Below are 16,245 nucleotides of genomic sequence, written 5' to 3'. Positions count from 1 at the left end.
GGAATGTTAGTATGAGCATTGTGCAAATGCCCGATGTGTTAGCGAATAAGATTGCTGCTGGTGAAGTAGTAGAACGTCCTGCTTCTGTCGTAAAAGAGCTGGTAGAAAACAGCATCGATGCAAATAGCACATGGATAAAAATAGATATATTGGAGGCAGGGCTTCAGCAAATTAAAATTACCGATAATGGGGATGGAATGGCAGAGGATGATTGTGAGCGCGCCTTCCTCCGCCATGCAACAAGTAAGATAAAAGATGAGAACGATCTTTTTCATGTAAGGACATTAGGATTTCGTGGCGAGGCGCTAGCTAGTATTGCCTCTGTTAGCAGACTTACCATTCAAACGTCGCAGGGTGAGGAGGCGGGCACACTTCTCCAACTAGAAGGTGGCAAGGTTACACGTAAAGCGAAAAGTGATGCACGCAAAGGCTCGGAGATTCTTGTTGAAGATCTATTCTTTAATACGCCAGCTAGATTAAAGTATATGAAAACAATCCATACAGAACTTGGTCATATAACAGACCTACTAAACCGGTTATCGCTTTCCCATCCTGAAATTCGTTTTGAAGCCACCCATAATGGGAAAGGCCTGTTTAAATCCCCTGGCACAGGTGACCATTTACAGGTCATTTCAAATGTATATGGTATGGGAATTGCCAAGCAAATGCTTTGGATAGAACGGGAGACACTGGATTTTTCAATTAAAGGCTACATTGCCAAGCCTGAAGTGACTAGGGCATCAAGAAGTTATATATCTACCATGATCAATGGTCGCTATATTAGAAGTATTCCACTGTCTCAATCAATTCTAAGAGCCTATCATACTTTATTGCCAATTGGAAAATATCCTATCGTTGTACTAGATATTAAAATGGATCCAATCCTTGTCGATGTGAACGTTCATCCAACGAAGCTTGAAGTACGTTTTAGTAAAGAAAAAGAATTGTTCCAGCTTATAGAAGAGACCATACGGGAAAGATTTAGACAACTAACGTTGATTCCGGAATTACAATCAAAGCCTATTGCAAGAGAAAAAACAGTTCAAAATACGATGGATTTTGAACAGAAAAAAGCAGAATCAGTATCAGACCAAACTTGGAACAACATGGATACAGTTCGAGAAAACATTTTTAATCAAGAGCAAGCAGCGGTTAAAACAGAACCTCTGACAAGCAAGCCTTTCGAAGAAGCCGAAGAGCAAAAGAACCGAAACGTGTATACAGAGGAATTGCCAGATAAAAAACTGTCCGAAACCGAAATCGACAGCACGGAACCTAAACAACAAGCACAACGAGTGCCGATGATGTATCCAATTGGACAACTCCACGGTACCTACATTATGGCACAAAATGAAAACGGGCTTTATATGGTGGACCAGCATGCCGCCCAAGAACGCATTAAATATGAATTTTTTAAAGCAAAACTTGGAAGTACGAACAACGAGGCCCAAGAGCTCTTGTTGCCATTAACCTTTGATTTCTCTAAACAGGAAGCGATATTTATTGAGCAATATAAAGCAGATTTAGAAAAGGTTGGCCTGTTTTTTGAGTCCTTTGGACAGCATACTTATGTGATTCGCTCACACCCTAATTGGTTTCCGAAAGGGTTTGAAGAAGAGGTTATCAGGGAAATGATGGAGCAAATAATGGCGGATGAACGTATCAATATCGAGTCGATTAGAGAAGAGGCCGCTATTATGATGTCTTGTAAGCGATCGATTAAAGCAAACCATTATTTAAATCAGGAAGATATGTTTCGCCTCCTTGAAGACTTAAGAGGAACCACGGATCCATTTACCTGCCCTCATGGACGGCCAATTATTGTGCACTTTTCTTCTTATGAGCTTGAAAAAATGTTCAAAAGAGTTATGTAAAAATGAATAAACCGAATCCGCCTCGCAGATGATAGAAAAAAACGATCACCGAGGTGGATTTAATGGAAAATCAAAGACTTATTAATTTTCTCAATCAATTATTGTCCAATCATTTTGTCCTATATGTCAAATTACACCGATATCATTGGTATGTGCAAGGAAGACATTTCTTTACATTGCACGAGAAATTTGAAGAAATGTACACAGATGTTGCGGAAGATTCGGATGAAATTGCCGAGAGAATTTTAATGATAGAGGGAAAACCGCTTGCTACTATGAGTATGTATCTTAAAGAAGCGACATTGGTGGAAGCCAGTGCAGATGACAAAGAAAGCGAATTAATAAGTCAGTTGTATGATGATCTTACACAACTTAATAAGGAAATCCGCTCAAGTGGCCTTAAACTTGCAAGAGAATTGGAGGATGGCCCCACAGAGGATTTACTTTTAACGATCCAAGCAAAAACGGAGAAAAGATGCTGGATGCTTAGAGCGTACATGGCATATGATTAAACATTTAGGATTTAGGGGATAATAATGGAACAAACAGTAATCGCGATAATAGGTCCAACAGCAGTTGGTAAAACGAAACTCAGCATTGAGGTAGCAAAACGATTTGACGGAGAAATTATTAGCGGGGATTCGATGCAAGTTTATAAGGGTATGGATATTGGGACTGCCAAGGTGTCAAAAGAAGAGATGGAAGGTATCCCCCATCACATGATAGACATTAAGGAGCCTTGGGAATCTTTTTCTGTTGCTGAATTCCAAGCAAGTGTTAAAAAGCACATAGAGGAAATTAGCTCAAGACATAAATTACCCATTCTCGTAGGAGGAAGCGGTCTGTATGTACAGGCTGCTTTATATGATTACAATTTTGCCAATGTAAAGCGAGACATTACCATCTCAAGGAAGCTGGAAAAACAAATGGAAGAAGATGGAGCGAATGTCCTGTACAATAGGTTAAAAGAATTGGATCCAGTTCAGGCTGCAAAGACGCACCCAAACAACGCTAGACGCGTTATTCGAGCGCTTGAAATCTATGAAACAACGGGAATGACTATGTCAGAGTGGCAAGAAACACAGCAGCTAACTTCTCCATATCAGCTGCATTTAATTGGGTTGGAGATGGATAGAGAGCTCTTATACGACCGAATTAATCATCGGGTAGATCTCATGGTGCAACAGGGATTGGTAAAAGAGGTTCAAACTTTGTATCAAAGGGGATATACAGATAAGCCTTCAATGAAGGGGATTGGTTACAAAGAGTTTATTCCTTATTTTGAAAATCACCAGTCTCTTGAGGAAGCAATCGAAACGCTAAAGCAGAATTCTCGCAGGTTTGCAAAACGACAGTATACATGGTTTAGAAACAAGATGGATGTCAATTGGTATTCGATTAAACCCGAAGAGGCTAGGGAAAATTCTAGACTTATTTTACGCGATATTGCAGGATTTCTTCAAGAAAGATAGAAATGAATATATAGATAGAAAAGAGGAGGAAGGAAAATGGCGCAAACAGTAAATATTCAGGACCAATATTTAAACCAATTGAGAAAGAACCATATTGCGGTGACTGTGTTTCTGACAAACGGTTTTCAATTACGTGGAGTAGTGAAAGCATTCGATAATTTCACCGTTCTTTTAGAAACCGACGGAAAACAGCAGCTGATATTTAAGCATGCAATTTCCACATTCGCTCCTGTCAAAAATGTAACGTTGGAAAAAGAATAAGTAAATTTGTGGCTGGGACATAACGTCCCAGCCTTTTTAAAACACGAACAATACTAAACTAACTGCTTAATTACCGCTCTGGAAAATACTTCGCTTTCCGTGGGCACGGCCTTAGTCTCCTCAGAAGCAAAAATCGCTTCTTGCGGGGCCTTCGGACTCGTGCTGTTCCCACTGGAGTCTCCGCATTTTTCCTTCGCTAAAGTGTGATTCAGATATAGAAAAATTAGGGGCTATCCAGATGTATTCGAACTTTTTCTGCAATAACTCGTTTGAACATCAGTTTTTTCTTGTTTAATATTCTTATGTCCCAGCCTCTCTTCATTTGCTCTTTTATTAGCTGCGTTCCTAAGATTATTGGGCTAATGTCACAACTTTTATGCCTCCGCGTATAATGAAATGACGGAGGGGTGAAGGCATGGAAACACAGTTAATGCGTAGTAAAAGCAACCAAATCAACATTATTCTTCAGGATAGAAAAGAGGAAATTAAGGCAATACCAAATAAGCAAAATCGAATGGCTGAGAGTAATTCTTTTAAACACATTGACAGTGAGTTTTCCTCATTTGTGGGGTTGCATGAACTAAAGCAGAAGATAAAAGAAGTCTATGCTACGGTAGTAATCAATGAAAAACGAAAGCAAGCAGGTTTATCGTGTTCTAAACAAGTACTTCATATGCTTTTCAAAGGCAATCCGGGAACAGGAAAAACAACCGTTGCTCGCAAGCTCGCCAAAATTTATTTTGATATGGGCCAATTATCAAAAGGTCATTTTATTGAAGCAGAAAGAGCAGATTTGGTTGGGGAATACATCGGGCAGACTGCTCAAAAAACAAGGGCGCTTATTCAAAAAGCAATGGGCGGGATCCTATTTATTGATGAAGCCTATTCGCTAGCGCGCGGTGGTGAAAAAGATTTTGGGAAAGAAGCAATCGATACGTTAGTTAAGCATATGGAGGACTATCAAAACGACTTTGTTCTTATTCTTGCGGGCTATCCTTCTGAGATGGAACGATTTCTTTCTTTAAATCCAGGACTCAAATCACGTTTTCCGTTCATTCTGGATTTTCAAAACTATGAAGTTTCCCAGTTGATGGAGATTGCAACCCAAATGGCGGCTGAACGTGAATATAGATTTACAAAGGAAGCAAGATATGAACTAAGGGAACGGCTTACGAGAAAGATGCAAGAGGAGGAGCGGAACTTCTCCAATGCACGTTATGTTAGAAATGTGATAGAGCATGCTATCCGTATGCATGCTGTAAGGCTTCTTACAGAAGAACATTTTACAACGCACGATTTAATTCATCTAACGCGAGAAGATCTTTCAAGCAATAACTAGCTAGTCTCAATTTTGTACTCGATTGCCAATTTTGGTAAGATAAAACTAGCGAGAACACTGAAAACAATACACTCATCGAAAGAAAGGATGCAGTTATGTCCGAAAAAATTCTTATAATTGCCGTAAATAAAAAGCAACAAAATGAAGCAAAATTCCAGTCCTCTTTAGATGAGCTTATTTCCTTAAGTGAAACAGCGGGTGGGAATGTAGAGTCTATAATGACTCAAAATAGAGATCGAATCGACCCTGCTCACTATATTGGTACAGGGAAAGTACAAGAAATTAAGGAAGCCATCACAGAATTTGGTATAGATTTAGTTATTTCCAATGATGAATTGTCAGCTGGCCAATTGCGGAACCTAGGGGCAGAATTTGGTGTGCGGATAATTGACAGAAGTCAGCTAATTCTTGATATTTTTGCCCAGCGGGCGAGGACCAAGGAAGGTAAGCTTCAAGTTGAATTAGCGCAACATGAATACACTTTGCCAAGACTTCGAGGTCAGGGGATTGAAATGTCCCGTCTGGGAGCGGGTATTGGTACGAGAGGGCCAGGTGAAACCAAACTTGAATCCGATCAACGTCACATAAGAAGAAGAATCTATGATATTAAAAGAAGACTAGAAACGATTGTTCGTCAACGGGAGCAATACAGAAAACGGAGAAAATCAAATGAAGCTTTTCAAATTGCCATTGTCGGGTATACCAACGCAGGGAAATCAACGTTGTTTAATCGTTTGACAAATAGTTCATCGCTTGAGGAGAATCAATTGTTTGCTACATTGGATCCACTAACACGGCAAATTCAATTACCTTCTGGTTTTCAAGCGCTTATTACCGATACAGTGGGCTTTATGCAAGACTTACCAACGGCCTTGATTGCCGCCTTTCGTTCCACGTTAGAAGAAGTGAAAGAAGCGGACTTTTTATTACATGTCGTGGATGTTTCCCATCCTGATCAGGAACAGCAACAAGATACGGTTATCAAGCTTTTAGATGAATTGGATGCTGGTTCCATTCCCATGCTTACTATCTACAATAAAGAAGACCGTCTGAATGGGGAAGAAGTTATCCCCATGCAGCATCCTTACTTCTTCATGAGCGCTTATCAACAAAAAGATATTGATAATATGCTCTCTAAAGTAGAAACGATTTTGCAAGAAATATGGAAACCATACAATGTCCAACTAGGTCCTGAGGAAGGAAAACAATTAAACAGACTAGAGCAAGAAACACTTATCATACGAAAAGAGTTTGAGGAAACAACAAACCGGTATGTATTACAAGGCTATATCAAACAAGATCACCCTTTAAGGGGCTTTTTAGAGGAGTAAAGACATTACATGATTAGAGATATAATACAAAAGACAGAAGAAGATTGTGCTATTCACCATAAGAGTATTGAAGAAGTTCGAGAAACAAATCAGAAACGAGTACTAGATGCCTTTAAAAAACACCGGGTTAGTGACAGCCATTTTCATTCAACAAGTGGTTACGGGTACGACGACATAGGAAGAGAGACACTCGAAGCTGTCTATGCAGATGTATTTGGTGGCGAGGATGCGCTTGTAAGGCCGCAAATTGTATCAGGTACCCATGCTATTACAACAGCATTATTTGGACTCTTAAGACCAGAAGATGAATTACTTTACATTACGGGCAAACCTTACGACACGTTGGAAGAGGTTATTGGCATTCGTGGTGAAAATACAGGTTCACTAAAAGAGTTCCGTATCCAATACAACCAAGTTAATTTAAGGGAAAATGGAACGGTGAACTACCAGGGTATAAAAGAAGCTATTTCTAATCAAACAAAGGTTATAGGTATTCAACGGTCAAAAGGATATGATGATCGCCCCTCCTTTACGATTGATGAAATAAAAGAAATGATTTCTTTTGTTAAAGAGATAAATGAAAATCTTATTGTATTTGTTGATAATTGCTACGGGGAATTTGTAGAGAGAAGAGAGCCATTGCATGTGGGGGCAGATATTATTGCTGGCTCTCTTATAAAGAACCCAGGCGGGGGGATTGTAAGGGCTGGTGGCTACCTTGCGGGAAATAAAGAACTAATTGAACAGTGTGCTAACCGTTTAACAGCACCTGGTCTAGGAAAAGAGACGGGGGCGACTCTTCATACGCTTCAAGAAATGTTCCAAGGTTTCTTTCTCGCTCCGCATATTGTGGGAGAAGCGTTGAAAGGTGCAGTTTTCACTTCTCGCTTTTTAGAACTGGCTGGTTTTGAGACAAGCCCGCACTACCAAGAGAAAAGAACAGACCTTATTCAATCCGTCACCTTCAGGGAAGAGCAGCCGATGGTACGCTTTTGCCAGGAAATACAGCGGAACTCGCCAGTGAATTCTTATGTCACTCCATACCCTAGTGAAATGCCCGGTTATGAAGATAAAGTGATTATGGCAGCAGGTACATTTATTCAAGGGGCAAGTATTGAATTGTCAGCTGACGGCCCATTAAGACAACCATTTACAGCCTTTGTTCAAGGAGGCTTAACGTATTCACATGTTAAGCTAGCGCTAGTAGCAGCTGTGGAGACATTGACAAAAGAAGGTTTGATAAAGAAAAGTTAGGGTATTAAAAAGAAGTAGAAGTTTAATTGTGTGAGAAAACCTAACATCAGGTTGACATATTACCTGACATCTCATATAATATAACTAATTCGTTACAAGGGGGTCATGAATTGAATGATCAAGATAGACGTTCCATGCCCTTATTTGCAATTGGTATTGTAATGAAGCTTACAGAACTAACTGCAAGACAAATAAGGTATTATGAAGAGCATGATCTAATCCATCCAGAAAGAACAGGTGGAAATCAACGGTTATTTTCTTTTAATGATGTAGACAGATTACTTGAGATCAAAGACCTCTTAGATAAAGGCCTAAATATCGCAGGGATCAAGCTCATGCTTCAAGAGGAAATGGTCGAGACAAAAGAAGTGTTGCCAAAGCCAACATCAAACGAATTGTCAGACAAGGAACTTCGGAAAATTTTACGAACAGAACTTACTGATGCGGGCAGACATGGTAAAACAAACCTGCGCCAAGGTGAATTATCCAGATTCTTTACCAATCATTAATATTAATAATGTATAGAAAATATGGATACATAGCTTAGCTTATATAACCATATTTTTTATTCAAATATATAAATTATTAGGAGGAGAAGGAATGGGAAAGAAATTATCAAAAGATGAAATCATGAAACAAATTAAAGAAGAGAACGTGAGGTTTATCCGTCTTCAATTTACAGACATGCTAGGGACAATCAAAAACGTTGAAATCCCACTAAGTCAATTAGATAAAGCATTAGATAATAAAATGATGTTTGACGGTTCTTCTATCGAAGGATTTGTTCGCATTGAAGAATCTGATATGTATTTATATCCTGACCTGGATACCTTCGTTGTATTCCCATGGACTTCAGAAAAAGGTAAAGTTGCCCGTTTTATCTGCGATATTTACAAGCCAGACGGCACGCCATTTGAAGGGGACCCACGCTATAATCTAAAGCGTAACCTTAAGAAAATGGAAGAGCTAGGGTTTGATGCTTTTAATATTGGTACAGAGCCAGAATTTTTCCTTTTCAAATTAGATGAAAAAGGAGACCCTTCCCTTGAACTAAATGATAGAGGTGGCTATTTTGACTTGGCTCCTACTGATTTAGGGGAAAACTGTCGTCGTGATATCGTACTTGAACTTGAAGAAATGGGCTTTGAAATCGAAGCATCCCATCATGAAGTTGCACCTGGACAGCATGAGATCGATTTTAAATATTCTGATGCTGTGAAACATGCTGATGATATTCAAACTTTTAAACTAGTAGTTAAAACAATTGCTAGAAAGCATAATTTACACGCTACATTTATGCCGAAGCCATTATTCGGCGTTAACGGATCTGGGATGCATGTTAATATGTCTCTATTCAAAGACGGTAAAAATGCCTTCTTCGATGAAAAAGGAGATATGCAACTAAGCGAAACGGCTTATCAGTTTATTGCAGGCACAATCAGTCATGCGAAAAGCTTTACTGCTGTTACGAATCCTACAGTGAACTCATATAAAAGATTAGTTCCTGGCTATGAAGCTCCTAGTTATATTGCATGGTCCGGTTCTAACAGAAGTTGTCTAATGCGTATTCCAAGTTCACGTGGAATTAGCACACGGGTAGAAGCGCGTAGTGTTGACCCATCTGCTAATCCGTACTTGGCATTATCATCCTTACTAGCAGCAGGCCTAGACGGAATTGAGAAGAAAATGAAAACACCAACTGCCGTAGACCGCAATATTTATGTTCTTACAAAAGAAGAGCGTGAAGAAGCTGGAATCGAGGATCTACCTAGCACATTAGCTGGTGCACTTGAAGAACTTAAAAAAGATGAGGTTATCGTAAACTCACTTGGTGAACACTTATTCGAACATTTTGTTGAAGCAAAAGAAATCGAATGGGAGATGTTCAAAACGCAAGTGCATCCATGGGAAAGAGAACAATATTTAAGCACGTACTAAGCTTTTACGGCTTTTAAGTATGCAACTATTTTAAATGTATATTAAAAATACCGTCCATCCATGGGCGGTATTTTTTAAAATAAATTTTTGTAGAAATTACACTTGAATTCTTGATTGATTTAGAGATTAAAGGGAGATAGAGCAGGTGTCCCATAATGCAGGCACTCTATCCTTTCGTTTAAAATGTCAAAACATTCCTATGCTTCTAACGATTTCATTTGTCTAATATTTTAGACTTATGGTAAAATAAATCTACATTTCTCGACTTAAATTGCGAGATGAAAATTCAGAATGTTATTAATCATGTCGTTAATCAATCTTTAAGTCCAACAAAGGGGGAACTAACATGAATAAATTTGTTGCAAACTATTTATCTACCAATCGGAATACTTTTGAACAGGTGAGTAGCTTTATTTACTACCATCCAGAAACAAGATTTGAAGAATATGAATCAGCTTCCTATTTTGCTAAGGCTTGCGAAGAACAAGGCTTTCTTGTTGAACGTAATGTTGCTGGGATAGAAACGGCATTTATTGCTACATATGGCGAGGGTAAGCCTGTAATAGGATATCTAGGAGAGTTTGATGCACTTTCAGGCTTAAGTCAGAAGCCTAATGAAACGAGTTATCAACCTTTAGAGAAAGATATTGGACATGGCTGTGGTCACAATTTGTTAGGTACAGGGGCGTTTGCTGCTGCATGTGCTGCAAAAAAATACTTAGAAGAAAATAACCTGCCAGGTACTGTGAAATTTTTTGGCTGTCCAGGAGAAGAAGGCGGTTCAGGAAAGACATTTATGGTAAGAGAAGGTGTGTTTGATGGCGTCGATGCTGCGCTTACATGGCACCCCTCTCCTGCAAATGCGATTATGAGTTTATCAAGCTTGGCAAACTATCAAGTTTCATTTAAATTCAAAGGCATTTCATCTCACGCTGCAAACACGCCACATTTGGGTCGAAGTGCATTGGATGCTGTGGAACTAATGAACGTGGGCGTTAACTATTTGCGAGAGCATATTGTGCCAGAGGCACGTATTCATTATGCTGTGACAAACACAGGGGGGATATCCCCAAATGTGGTTCAAGCAAATGCCGAGGTACTATACCTGGTAAGAGCTCCAAAGGTGGCACAAGTGGATAGCATTTTTCAAAGAGTAAAGAAAATTGCTGAAGGTGCTGCACTCATGACAGAAACTGAAGTAACAATTGATTTTGATAAGGCATGTTCTAATTATATTCCCAATCGTTCACTTGAGAAAATTTTATATAAAAAATTTACCGAGGTGGGGGTACAAAAGCCAACAGATGAAGAGAATGCTTTTGCAGAGAAATTATGGAATACCTTTACAGACGGTGAGAAAGAAAATTTCCTAGATCCAATGAAAGGTTTTGGTTATGTTGGAGATGGTAGTGAGTTTGCTGGTAAGTATTATTCTGACTCTATTTCGCCTTATCATGAATCCAAGGAAATTCTTGCTGGTTCTACAGATGTTTCAGATGTAAGCTGGGTCGTCCCAACAGCTCAATTATCAGCATCCACTTCTGTGCTGGGTACTGCTTTACACACATGGCAAATGACAACACAAGGATTAAGAAACTATGCATTAAACGGTATGTTCCGCGCCGCAGAAACAATGGCCTTAGCTGGTATTCAGCTGTTTAACAGCCCAGAAGACCTACAAAACATAAAAGAAGAATTCAAGGCATTTAAGAAAGCCAATCCATACAGCAATCCTATTCCTGAGGGTGTAAATCCTTCAAAGTTGCATGAGAAATAGGCTTTCAGGCTTTCCAAATAATTAGATCGTAATATTAGTGTAGAATGCGAGGGATATTATGGAAAAGAGGCGTGGTTTATTTCAAAGATTTTTAGATTTGGTGGAAAAGGTAGGGAATAAGCTACCGGATCCGTTTATTTTATTTATTGGCTTATCATTATTAATGATCGTTGTTTCCTATATATTTAGTTTGTTTAATGCTTCTGTTGTGCATCCAGGTACAGGGGAAGAGCTAGAAATTCAAAATTTGCTATCAGGTGAAGGGTTGCAGTTTATCTTAACTTCCATGCTCGATAACTTTACTGGTTTTGCTCCACTGGGACTTGTTCTTGTCATGATGCTAGGAATTGGTCTAGCTGAGAAGGTTGGACTGATGGATTATGCCATCAGAAAAACTATCTTGAGTTCACCTCCAAGTTTAGTTACTTATACGGTGGTATTTGTGGGGATTCTTGGAAACCTAGCCTCTGATGCTGCAGTTGTATTGATACCACCACTTGCTGCGATGGTGTTTTATAAAGTTGGACGGCATCCATTAGCTGGATTAGCTGCAGGCTTTGCCGGGGCAGGAGCTGGATTTACGGCAAATATCTTTATCGCCGGGACAGATGTATTGTTAGCAGGAATCTCCACGGAAGCAGCAGCCATCCTTGACGATTCTCTGGTGATCACACCTGTAGATAACTGGTACTTTAATATTGTATCTGTATTTATTATGACAATTGTTGGGGGACTCGTTACTACTAAATTTGTTGAACCACGTTTGGGGGAATACAAAGGAGGAGCCGTTGAAGAAGAGAACAGTGAAGAATTAAAAAATGGCGGGAAAGGGTTCCGTAATGCGCTTATTGCTGGCCTAGCATACATAGCGATTATTTTGACGATCATACTTTTACCAAATAGCCCGTTAAGGGGTGAGGATGGTAGTATTGTTCCTTCTCCTTTCTTAGATGGTATTGTTCCAATCGTTTTAATATTCTTTGTGGTAATTGGTGTTACGTTTGGTATAACAGTAGGTAAAATTAGATCTGGTAAGGATGTAGGAGACTACATGGCCGACTCTATTAAAGACATGTCGGGTTATATCGTTTTAGTGTTTGCCATTGCCCAGTTTATTGCATATTTTAATTGGTCAAATCTAGGTACATGGGTAGCAGTTAATGGCGCTGATTATCTAAAGGATATTAATTTTACAGGTATTTGGTTGATTATTGGCTATATCATATTTACAGCATTAATGAACTTCCTGATCACTTCAGGGTCTGCCAAGTGGGCAATTGAAGCTCCAGTATTTATTCCGATGTTTATGCAACTCGGTTATCATCCGGCCTTTACGCAAGTTGCGTACAGGGTGGCAGATTCTTCAACAAATATTATTACACCATTGTTCCCGTATATGGTTATTATTCTGGCGTTTATAAAAAAATACGATAAAAAAGCAAGTATAGGTACTTATATTTCATTAATGCTACCGTATAGTATTGCGTTTTTAACTACTTGGATTATATTAATTCTAGTATTTTACTATTCAGGACTACCATTTGGTCCAGGAATATACCCGTTCTTATAGAAGGAGGAGAGCAGTATGCAACAATTAGGAGATAAATTAATTAAGTGGCGCCGAGATTTCCACCAATATCCAGAGACAGGTTTTTTGGAAATGAGAACAGCATCTATTGTAGCCTCTATTTTAGATGAGCTTGGTTTCCAATTGAAAATGGGAAAGGAAGTTATGTCTGAGGCAGACTGTATGGGAAAACCAACTGAGGAGGAAACAAAGAAACATTATCAATGGGCACAAAAAAATGGGGCGATTGGTGATTATCTTCATCTCTTTTCTGAAGGCTATACAGGAATAGTTGCCACACTAGATACAGGTAAGAAAGGTTCTGTCATTGCATTTCGATTTGATATGGATGCATTGGATATTTTAGAGTCAAACAGTAACGAGCATTTCCCGCGCAATGAAGAATTTAGCTCAAAAGTTCACGGGAAAATGCATGCCTGCGGTCATGACTCCCACACCGCGATGGGTTTAGGCCTCGCCACCCTGCTTATTGAAAATAAGGACCAACTTAAGGGGAAAATAAAATTAATATTTCAACCAGCTGAGGAAGGCACACGAGGAGCAAAAGCTATGGCGGCAGCAAATGTAGTGGAAGATGTTGATTATTTCGTCGCTACCCATATTGGGGTCGGTGTTCCGCATAAGCAGTTCGTTGCTGCCAATAGTGGTTTTCTTGCGACCTCCAAGTTAGATATCAGCTATACTGGTAAAGCAGCTCATGCCGGAGGAAGTCCTGAACAAGGGAAGAATGCACTCTTGGCAGCAGCCGCTAGTGTGCTAAGCCTTCATGGTATATCACGCCATTCAGGAGGAGCTACCAGGATAAATGTTGGGCAGCTTGAAGCCGGTGCAGGTAGAAATATTATTGCCAACCATGCTAGCATGAAAGTAGAAACACGAGGAGAGACTTCTGAAATAAATGAGTATGTGAAAGAACAGGTCACATCCATCGTCAGTGGAGCGGCTACCATGTACCAAGTAGAACATAAGATCAAAACAGTAGGAGAGGCACTAAGCTGTAAATGTTCGTTGGACCTAGCAGGTATCCTCCATCAATGTGCCGAAGCATCCCCAGATATTGAAAAAAGTCGACTGGAGGATAACACACCAGGAGGGTCAGAGGATGCGACCTATTTTATGAACGAAGTGCAGAAAAATGGCGGAAAGGCAACCTACTGTGTATTCGGAACAGAACTGGCTGCAGGCCATCATAATGAAAAATTTGATATTAAAGAAGACACGTTATTACCTGCTGTTAACATTCTTTTCCAATCAGCCAAAGTAATAATGGAACAATAAAAAACAGCTGCCCTCGAGGTAGCTGTTTTTTTATTAATAGAAAAAGATAAGTTGGTGTTGTTGAGATGCGAGTACCAGGTACTACGCGTTGCTCGATTTAATGGATATTGCGATATAAACCAATTACTTTACCTAGTATTGTTACATTATCATATAAAAGCGGATCCATCGTTGCATTCTCAGGCTGGAGGCGAATGTGGTCTTTTTCTTTAAAGAACCTTTTCACTGTTGCTTCATTTTCATCTGTCATCGCAACAACTATATCACTGTTTTGTGCTGTGTTCTGCTGTTTTACGATAACCATATCCCCATCAAGTATTCCTGCTTCGATCATACTTTCCCCTTCGATAACCAATACGAAAAGATTATCATCAGGTCCGGCACTTGTGGTTGGTAGAGGAATAAATTCCTCGATGTTTTCAACTGCTGTAATAGGTAGGCCTGCTGTTACTTTCCCAATTACAGGAGCATAGCGAGCTTCTTCTCTAGGGATATTGTTTCCTTCCGACAAATCCAGTATTTCAATTGCTCTTGGCTTAGTCGGATCTCGTCGAATGTATCCTTTGCTTTCAATTCTAGATAAATGTCCATGCACTGTAGAACTTGAGGCAAGTCCAACAGCTTCGGCTATTTCCCGGACGGAAGGCGGATATCCTTTTTTTGTTACTTCGTCTTTAATATAGTCTAAAATCATTTGCTGACGTTTTGATAGTTTTGACATAAATTTTTCACCTCGCCCATAAGATTAATTATTAATAGTTTACCATTTGATTCCACATAAAGCAAACATTCGTTCGAGAAAAAGCCTTGACAGGATCATATGTTCTGCTATAATTAAAATTACAAATAAGCGAACAAAGGTTCCTATTTAGAAAAGGAGGGAATGAGACTATGTTTAGTAAACTTACAAAAACGGATTTGTTTTATATAGTTGCCTTTGCCTTGACGCTGGGATTCCTGTACTTTACTATGATTACGAGTTAATTGGTTTAAGAAGGAGTAAGCGTGTTGAATGCAATTATCTACTGTCGCGTGAGTACCGACAAACATACCCAAGAGACCTCTCTTGCTAGACAAAAAATAGAGCTAACGGGATTAGCAGAACGCTATAATTTTAATGTAATAGCTTGTATAGAAGAACAGAAGAGTGGCTATGAGATAGAGCGAAATGGCATATTTGAGATGCTCGATATATTTGCAGCTAAAGATGCTGACTGCTTACTGATCCAGGATGAAACTAGACTAGGGCGTGGGAATACCAAAATTGCGTTGTTCCATCAACTTCAAAAGCTCCATATAGATGTATATACAGCAATGCATGATGGGAAGCTTGAACTATCAGAATCAGACTCTATGGTTTTGCAAATTGTTGGGATAGTGGAAGAATACCAACGCAAAATTCACAATGCAAAGATTAAAAGAGGAATGAGACGCGCAGTAGAACAAGGGTATAATCCTGCTGAAAATCTCAAAAACCAGCATCATGCGCCAGGGCGTGATAGAGTTGACTTTCCTATAGAAGAAGTGGTTAGACTTAGAGAGAAAAAACTTACATTTGAAGAGATTACGAGTACATTAAATGGAATGGGTTACCCTGTTTCAAAAGCGACGGTCCATCGGAGGTATAAGGAACTGCAAGATACTTGAATATAAGCCTTAATAGGCGTAAAATAACTAAGCAGGAGCTAATGGCTCTTGTTTTTTGTTGTATTCAGACGTAAAATAGTTTTTTAAAAGATAAAGCTTAATAAGATCTTAGACAGCCGAAAACATTGGCACAATTACGACGATGAAGTTTGTAAAATCCCAGGGGTATTCAGACTTGTGTAATAGATAATTGAAAAGGAGGTAAAGCCATGTTATCTCAGGATAAAATTGAGCGAATTAATTCACTGGCGAAAAAGGCTAAAGATACAGGTTTAACTGAGAAAGAGAAGCAGGAACAAAAAGAGCTCCGTGAAGAATATCTAAACAATGTAAGAAGCTCTTTTAAAAACCAGTTTAAATCCATGACAGTTGTGGATCCTAAAGGAAACGATGTTACACCAAAAAAAGTGAAAGACTTGCAAGAGAGAAATAAGAAACACTAATTTTGTACCATACTACGACAAAAATCAGCCCTTTTATAAGGAA

At 39.2% G+C, this 16,245-nt stretch carries 15 protein-coding genes; 14 read left to right on the top strand and 1 reads right to left on the bottom strand.

The features are described 5' to 3' along the window. The first annotated feature begins 11 nt into the window (after positions 1-11). From mutL to K3T81_RS07595, 12 genes are all read left to right on the top strand, one after another. Positions 12-1,874 carry a DNA mismatch repair endonuclease MutL gene (gene mutL, locus K3T81_RS07650; RefSeq protein ID WP_238019190.1) on the top strand — a complete coding sequence of 621 codons (1,863 nt, stop codon included), beginning with the start codon at positions 12-14 and terminating at the stop codon, positions 1,872-1,874. 62 nt (positions 1,875-1,936) lie between these two features. Next, positions 1,937-2,386, top strand: coding sequence for a Dps family protein (locus K3T81_RS07645; RefSeq protein WP_238019188.1), 450 nt, complete (start codon positions 1,937-1,939; stop codon positions 2,384-2,386). Positions 2,387-2,410: 24 nt separating this feature from the next. After that, positions 2,411-3,346: a tRNA (adenosine(37)-N6)-dimethylallyltransferase MiaA gene (gene miaA / locus K3T81_RS07640; RefSeq protein WP_106896717.1), complete on the top strand. Its 936-nt coding sequence runs from the start codon at positions 2,411-2,413 to the stop codon at positions 3,344-3,346. A gap of 36 nt (positions 3,347-3,382) precedes the next feature. Beyond that, positions 3,383-3,607: an RNA chaperone Hfq gene (gene hfq, locus K3T81_RS07635; RefSeq protein ID WP_036572969.1), complete on the top strand. Its 225-nt coding sequence runs from the start codon at positions 3,383-3,385 to the stop codon at positions 3,605-3,607. 415 nt (positions 3,608-4,022) lie between these two features. Next, positions 4,023-4,946, top strand: a complete 924-nt coding sequence (gene spoVK / locus K3T81_RS07630; protein WP_106896718.1) for a stage V sporulation protein K — start codon at positions 4,023-4,025, stop codon at positions 4,944-4,946. 95 nt (positions 4,947-5,041) lie between these two features. Then, entirely contained in the window at positions 5,042-6,277 is a 1,236-nt protein-coding gene (gene hflX / locus K3T81_RS07625) for a GTPase HflX (RefSeq protein ID WP_238019186.1), read from the top strand. A gap of 9 nt (positions 6,278-6,286) precedes the next feature. Beyond that, on the top strand, positions 6,287-7,531 hold the full coding sequence (locus K3T81_RS07620) for a methionine gamma-lyase family protein (RefSeq protein WP_238019183.1): 1,245 nt from the start codon (positions 6,287-6,289) through the stop codon (positions 7,529-7,531). A gap of 134 nt (positions 7,532-7,665) precedes the next feature. Then, entirely contained in the window at positions 7,666-8,040 is a 375-nt protein-coding gene (locus tag K3T81_RS07615) for a MerR family transcriptional regulator (RefSeq protein WP_036576294.1), read from the top strand. 91 nt (positions 8,041-8,131) lie between these two features. Beyond that, on the top strand, positions 8,132-9,469 hold the full coding sequence (glnA, locus tag K3T81_RS07610; protein ID WP_238019181.1) for a type I glutamate--ammonia ligase: 1,338 nt from the start codon (positions 8,132-8,134) through the stop codon (positions 9,467-9,469). Positions 9,470-9,815: 346 nt separating this feature from the next. Then, entirely contained in the window at positions 9,816-11,246 is a 1,431-nt protein-coding gene (locus K3T81_RS07605) for a M20 family metallopeptidase (protein ID WP_238019179.1), read from the top strand. 58 nt (positions 11,247-11,304) lie between these two features. Further along, entirely contained in the window at positions 11,305-12,816 is a 1,512-nt protein-coding gene (locus tag K3T81_RS07600) for an AbgT family transporter (protein WP_238019177.1), read from the top strand. Positions 12,817-12,831: 15 nt separating this feature from the next. Beyond that, positions 12,832-14,112, top strand: a complete 1,281-nt coding sequence (locus K3T81_RS07595; RefSeq protein WP_238019176.1) for an amidohydrolase — start codon at positions 12,832-12,834, stop codon at positions 14,110-14,112. A gap of 97 nt (positions 14,113-14,209) precedes the next feature. Here K3T81_RS07595 and lexA read toward each other — a convergent pair whose 3' ends face one another. Next, positions 14,210-14,833, bottom strand: coding sequence for a transcriptional repressor LexA (lexA, locus tag K3T81_RS07590; protein ID WP_036572960.1), 624 nt, complete (start codon positions 14,831-14,833; stop codon positions 14,210-14,212). A 287-nt stretch (positions 14,834-15,120) separates the two neighbouring features. On the opposite strand from lexA, the gene K3T81_RS07585 reads away from it, so the two are divergent. Next, positions 15,121-15,759 (top strand): YneB family resolvase-like protein, encoded by a 639-nt coding sequence (locus tag K3T81_RS07585; protein ID WP_238019174.1) that lies wholly within the window; start codon positions 15,121-15,123, stop codon positions 15,757-15,759. 209 nt (positions 15,760-15,968) lie between these two features. Further along, positions 15,969-16,202 (top strand): DUF896 domain-containing protein, encoded by a 234-nt coding sequence (locus K3T81_RS07580; RefSeq protein ID WP_036572956.1) that lies wholly within the window; start codon positions 15,969-15,971, stop codon positions 16,200-16,202. Positions 16,203-16,245: the final 43 nt, after the last annotated feature.

The sequence above is a fragment of the Oceanobacillus jordanicus genome (genome assembly GCF_022095695.1).
Lineage (GTDB): Bacteria > Bacillota > Bacilli > Bacillales > Amphibacillaceae > Oceanobacillus_B > Oceanobacillus_B jordanicus.
The sequence above is the reverse complement of the archived record's forward strand: the minus strand, read 5'-3'. Positions and strand labels throughout refer to the sequence as shown.